Consider the following 4,612-nt stretch of genomic DNA (forward strand, 5'->3'; position numbering starts at 1 on the left):
TGCGCCTACATCGCCGTCGTCAGGCGAAATACTGGCCGCCATTGGCCGTGATGGTCGAGCCGGTGATGAAGCCGGCATCTTCGGATGCGAGGAAGACGACGCAGCGCGCGATTTCTTCGGGCTCACCGAGGCGGCCGACAGGAATCTGCGGAATGATGCGCTCGTTGAGCACCTTCTCGTCGATCGCCTTGACCATCTCGGTGGCGATATAGCCGGGACAGATGACGTTGACAGTGATGCCGGCGCGCGCCCCCTCTTGGGCGAGAGCCTTGCTGAAACCGATATCGCCGGCCTTGGCGGCGGAATAGTTGACCTGGCCGGCCTGGCCCTTCTGGCCGTTGATCGAGGAGATGGTGATGATGCGGCCGAACTTGCGGTCGCGCATCCCGCTCCACAGCGGATGCGTCATGTTGAAGACGCCGGACAGGTTGGTGTCGATGACCTCTTTCCACTGCTCACGCGTGATCTTGTGGAACATGGCGTCGCGGGTGATGCCGGCATTGTTGACCAGCACCGAGACCGGGCCGAGATCGGCCTCGACCTGCTTGATGCCGGCGGCGCAGGCATCATAGTCGGCGACCGACCATTTGTAGACCGGAATGCCGGTCTCAGCCTTGAATTTCGCCGCTGCGGCATCATTGCCGGCATAGTTCGCCGCAACCGAATAGCCGACGGTCTTCAATGCGATCGAGATCGCCGCGCCGATGCCGCGCGATCCGCCTGTGACGATTGCTACCTTGGTCATGCATTTCCCCTTTTTTGATATCGCCCTGTTGTCGGGCTTGGCAGGCACTGGATACAGAACGGGCGGCTAAAGCGCGTCGCGCTGAAGTAGGTTCAGGCGATGCGCTTCAGCTGTTTGGTTTTATGCATGTCGGTGTTCCCAAAACCGCTGCGCAGTTTTGGGCGACATGCATGCACGCCGCCCGTTTAGTGACTTTCTTCAGAGTGCTTCGACACACATGGCGACGCCCATGCCGCCGCCGATGCACAGGGTAGCGAGACCCTTCTTGGCGCCGCGCCGGCGCATTTCGAAGACCAGCGTGTTGAAGACGCGAGCGCCGGACGCACCGATCGGATGGCCGATGGCGATGGCGCCGCCATTGACGTTGACGATCGAGGGATCCCAGCCCATGTCCTTGTTGACGGCGCAGGCCTGCGCCGCAAAGGCTTCGTTGGCCTCGACCAGGTCGAGATCGCCGACCGACCAGCCGGCCTTTTCCAAGGCCTTGCGCGAGGCGGGAATGGGTCCGGTGCCCATGATCTGCGGATCGACGCCGGCGGTTGCCCAGGACACGATGCGCGCCAGCGGGGTGATGCCGCGCCTCACCGCTTCCGCTTCGCTCATCAGCAGCGCGCCGGCGGCGCCGTCATTGATGCCGGAGGCGTTGGCGGCGGTTACCGTGCCGTCCTTGTCGAAAGCCGGTTTCAGCTTGGTCATGGCGTCGATCGTGGCGCCGTGGCGGATGTATTCGTCCTGGTCAACGATGGTGTCGCCCTTCTTGCCCTTGATGGTGACGGCGACGATCTCGTCCTTGAACTTGCCGGCCTTCTGCGCGGCCTCGGCCTTGTTTTGCGAGGCGAGCGCGAACTGGTCCTGGTCTTCGCGGGTGATCTGGAACTGACGCGCGACGTTTTCGGCTGTGTTGCCCATGTGGTAACCGTTGAAGGCGTCCCACAGCCCATCCTTGATCATGGTGTCGATCAGCTTGAAGTCGCCCATCTTGACGCCGGCGCGCAGGTGCTGGGCATGCGTCGAAAGCGACATCGATTCCTGGCCTCCGGCGACGATCACCTTGGCATCGCCGATGGCGATCTGCTGCATGCCGAGCGCGATGGCGCGCAGGCCCGAGCCGCAAACCTGATTGAGGCCCCAGGCGGTGGTTTCCTTGGGCAGGCCGGCATTGATCGATGCCTGGCGGGCCGGGTTCTGGCCTTGCGCGGCGGTCAGCACCTGGCCGAGGATGACCTCGTCGACCTCGCCTGGTTCGACGCCGGCACGCGACAGCAATTCCGTGATGACGACGGCGCCGAGCTCATGCGCCGGGGTGGCGGCGAAAGCGCCGTTGAAGGAGCCGACCGGCGTGCGCGCCGCACTGGCAATGACGATGGAAGCGGACATTTTCTTCTCCAGACTTCAAGGGTGTTGCTCTGTCGTTGGGGACTTTTCTTGCCCTTTCCCAACCCCAAGTCAAACCGGAAATGGGCATGGCGCCCATGCGCCGCAAGCAGGCCATGCCTTGCCATGGCGGCCATTCGTCCATTGCTGCGCAGCATATTTTGCCTGCCATGCAGCATTTAGTGATCCCGCACTGCACAAACTGCTTGGAATTGTGAGGCTTTTGCGCATATCCTCAAAAAAGGCACAATCGTTATCGGCGGCTTACTCAGAGGCGCGCCGGTGTCCCCGGGAGGATGTAGATGGCCGCTAAAGACGATCCGATCATCATCAAGAAATACGCCAATCGCCGCCTCTACAACACCGGCACCAGCACCTATGTGACGCTCGAGGACCTCGCCGAGATGGTCAAGAAGGGCGAGGAGTTCACCGTCCAGGACGCCAAGACCGGCGACGACATCACGCATCCGGTGTTGACCCAGATCATCTTCGAACTGGAGAACAAGGACGGGCAGAACATGCTGCCGATCCCGTTCCTGCGCCAGCTCATCGCTTATTACGGTGACCAGATGCAGATGATCGTCCCGAGCTTCCTCGAACAGTCGATGCTTGCCTTTTCCAAGGAGCAGGAGCGCTTTCGCGAGCAGATGAAGGGGGCGCTCGGCAAGTCGCCGCTCGACATGATGAAGATCACCACGCCGATCAAGGCGCTGGAGGAACAGACGCGCCGCAACATGGAAATGTTCCAGAATGCGATGCGGCTGTTCACGCCGTTCCCGCCCGCTGGCTCCGCGCCAGCCGCTGCGACGTCGCCCGAGCCGGCCAGGAAGGAAACGCCTGACAAGCCCGACGATCTTCAGGAACTGAAGGACCAGATCGCGGCCATGCAGCGCAAGCTCGACACGATGTCCTGAGCGCCTGGCGTTCTTGCGGCCTTACACCAGCACGCCCTCATAGCGGCCGCGCGGCCGGATGACACTTCCGCTTGTTATCTGTTCGACCGTGTGCGCGGCCCAGCCGACGCTGCGTGCGAGCGCGAACAGGCGGAACGGTGCATCGCGCGGCAAGCCTAGGCTGCGCGTCAGCGCGGCCAGCCCAAAGTCGATGTTGGGAAGCGCGCCGGTCGCCGCAAAGGCAGCGTCGCGCAGCGACGATAGTGTGCCGTCAACCTCGATCACCGACAGCAGCGCCGCCCCGCGGGGATCGCCGTCAGGATAGAGTTGATGACCGAACCCCGGCAGCGGCCGGTCATGGCTGAGCCAGCGCCGGATCGTCGCATCGGCGCCATGCCGCGCCGCATCCTCGGCCAGTTGCATCACCGCCTCTCCGGCGCCGCCATGGCGCGGGCCTGACAGCGTCGCGAGCCCTGCCAGCAGGCAAGCGGCCAGCGGCGCGCCGGTCGAGGCTGCGACGCGCGCGGCGAAGGTCGACGCATTCAGTTCATGATCGGCAAGCAGGACAAGCGCACGGCGGATCGCATCGGCGCGGCCGGCATCCACCGACCAGTCCTGCGCAAGCCGCTGATGGACGGGATTTGACCCCGCCGGTGCGCCCAGCGCGGCGGCCAGCACGCCGACCGCGTGCGCGGCATCGGTATGCAGCGAGGCGGCGCTGCGCCCGAGCGACGGGCGCCCCTGACCGGCAAGCACGGCAAGTTGCGCAAAGGCCGAGGCTCGGCCAGCTTGATGGGGTGCGTCCGGCGACGCTGCTTCGAAAGCCACCGGTTTCGGCAGAGCCCACAGAACGGCGGCGGCTTCTTCCAGTGTGGCGTGCCCGGAGAGCACTGCGGCGTCCTGCCCGCGATAGATAAGCCGACCGCGCGAGACGGTCGAAATCGCCGTTACGATCGAGGGCTCGCCCCAGGCGATGGCGCTTTCGGCGATGACTGACGGGCTGCGGCCGCGCGCCCGGCGGGTCGCCAGTGCGGCGATATCGTCGGCGCGGTACTGGCTGCGGCGCGGATCGGCGCGGTTGGGCCGCATGCCGATGCGCCCACGGCTGACATAGGCGTACAGCGTCTGCGCCCGCACCTTGAGTCTCTCCAGCGCCTCTTCCCGGGACAACCACTCGGACATATCGAGCCCTGATATTGATTATATTGATCAAGATTGATGGAAACGTTGCCCATCTCTATCTCCGATCCGGAAATGCTTCAAGGAGACAGGCTATGGCGAATGGGCTCGATGATGTGGTGGCGGCGGAAACCGTGCTTTCCGATGTGGATGGTCTTGGCGGCCGTCTGACGATCCGAGGTCATTCGCTGCCGGAACTGGCCGGCCGTTGGAACTATGCCCAGGTGGTTAGGCTGCTGCTCGACGGCTTCTTCAACGACCTTCCCGATGATGCGCAACTGACGCGGGCGCTGGGACAGGCGCGTGCGGACGTGTTCGAACGGCTCTTGCCCTCGCTGCCTTTGCTGGCGCCGCTCGATGTCTACAGCGCCATGCGCGCCGGCATGGCGCAGCTGCCGGATGGCGAGACCTTGACCGACGC

The 4,612-nt window shown here is 64.1% G+C and carries 6 protein-coding genes; 3 read left to right on the forward strand and 3 right to left on the reverse strand.

The window, feature by feature from the left end:
* Positions 1–19 precede the first annotated feature (19 nt).
* A complete protein-coding gene (phbB, locus tag EN969_RS18050; RefSeq protein WP_013529183.1) occupies positions 20–745 on the reverse strand; it encodes an acetoacetyl-CoA reductase in 726 nt (241 codons plus the stop codon).
* Positions 746–943: 198 nt separating this feature from the next.
* Positions 944–2,122 (reverse strand): acetyl-CoA C-acetyltransferase, encoded by a 1,179-nt coding sequence (locus tag EN969_RS18055; RefSeq protein ID WP_024502944.1) that lies wholly within the window; start codon positions 2,120–2,122, stop codon positions 944–946.
* An 86-nt stretch (positions 2,123–2,208) separates the two neighbouring features.
* Here EN969_RS18055 and EN969_RS36640 point away from each other — a divergent pair, with 86 nt between their 5' ends.
* Together EN969_RS36640 and phaR are read left to right on the forward strand one after the other, a co-directional pair.
* Positions 2,209–2,337: a hypothetical protein gene (locus tag EN969_RS36640; protein ID WP_255337222.1), complete on the forward strand. Its 129-nt coding sequence runs from the start codon at positions 2,209–2,211 to the stop codon at positions 2,335–2,337.
* Positions 2,338–2,421: 84 nt separating this feature from the next.
* Entirely contained in the window at positions 2,422–3,033 is a 612-nt protein-coding gene (phaR, locus tag EN969_RS18060) for a polyhydroxyalkanoate synthesis repressor PhaR (RefSeq protein WP_063169186.1), read from the forward strand.
* A 21-nt stretch (positions 3,034–3,054) separates the two neighbouring features.
* Here the strand turns inward: phaR and EN969_RS18065 are convergent, their stop codons facing one another.
* Positions 3,055–4,194, reverse strand: a complete 1,140-nt coding sequence (locus EN969_RS18065; protein ID WP_063169185.1) for a citrate synthase — start codon at positions 4,192–4,194, stop codon at positions 3,055–3,057.
* Between the two features lie 92 nt (positions 4,195–4,286).
* On the opposite strand from EN969_RS18065, the gene EN969_RS18070 reads away from it, so the two are divergent.
* On the forward strand, positions 4,287–4,612 hold a 326-nt coding region (locus EN969_RS18070; protein WP_281060015.1), incomplete at its 3' end, for a citrate/2-methylcitrate synthase.

This window comes from Mesorhizobium sp. M7A.F.Ca.CA.003.01.2.1 (assembly GCF_003998945.1).
Taxonomy (GTDB): domain Bacteria; phylum Pseudomonadota; class Alphaproteobacteria; order Rhizobiales; family Rhizobiaceae; genus Mesorhizobium; species Mesorhizobium ciceri.

What these genes read in the sequence shown, in the direction of transcription:
- phbB (WP_013529183.1), bottom strand. Translation starts at nt 745, where the DNA reads ATGACCAAGGTAGCAATCGTCACAGGCGGATCGCGCGGCATCGGCGCG.
- EN969_RS18055 (WP_024502944.1), bottom strand. Translation starts at nt 2,122, where the DNA reads ATGTCCGCTTCCATCGTCATTGCCAGTGCGGCGCGCACGCCGGTCGGC.
- EN969_RS36640 (WP_255337222.1), top strand. Translation starts at nt 2,209, where the DNA reads ATGGCGCCCATGCGCCGCAAGCAGGCCATGCCTTGCCATGGCGGCCAT.
- phaR (WP_063169186.1), top strand. Translation starts at nt 2,422, where the DNA reads ATGGCCGCTAAAGACGATCCGATCATCATCAAGAAATACGCCAATCGC.
- EN969_RS18065 (WP_063169185.1), bottom strand. Translation starts at nt 4,194, where the DNA reads ATGTCCGAGTGGTTGTCCCGGGAAGAGGCGCTGGAGAGACTCAAGGTG.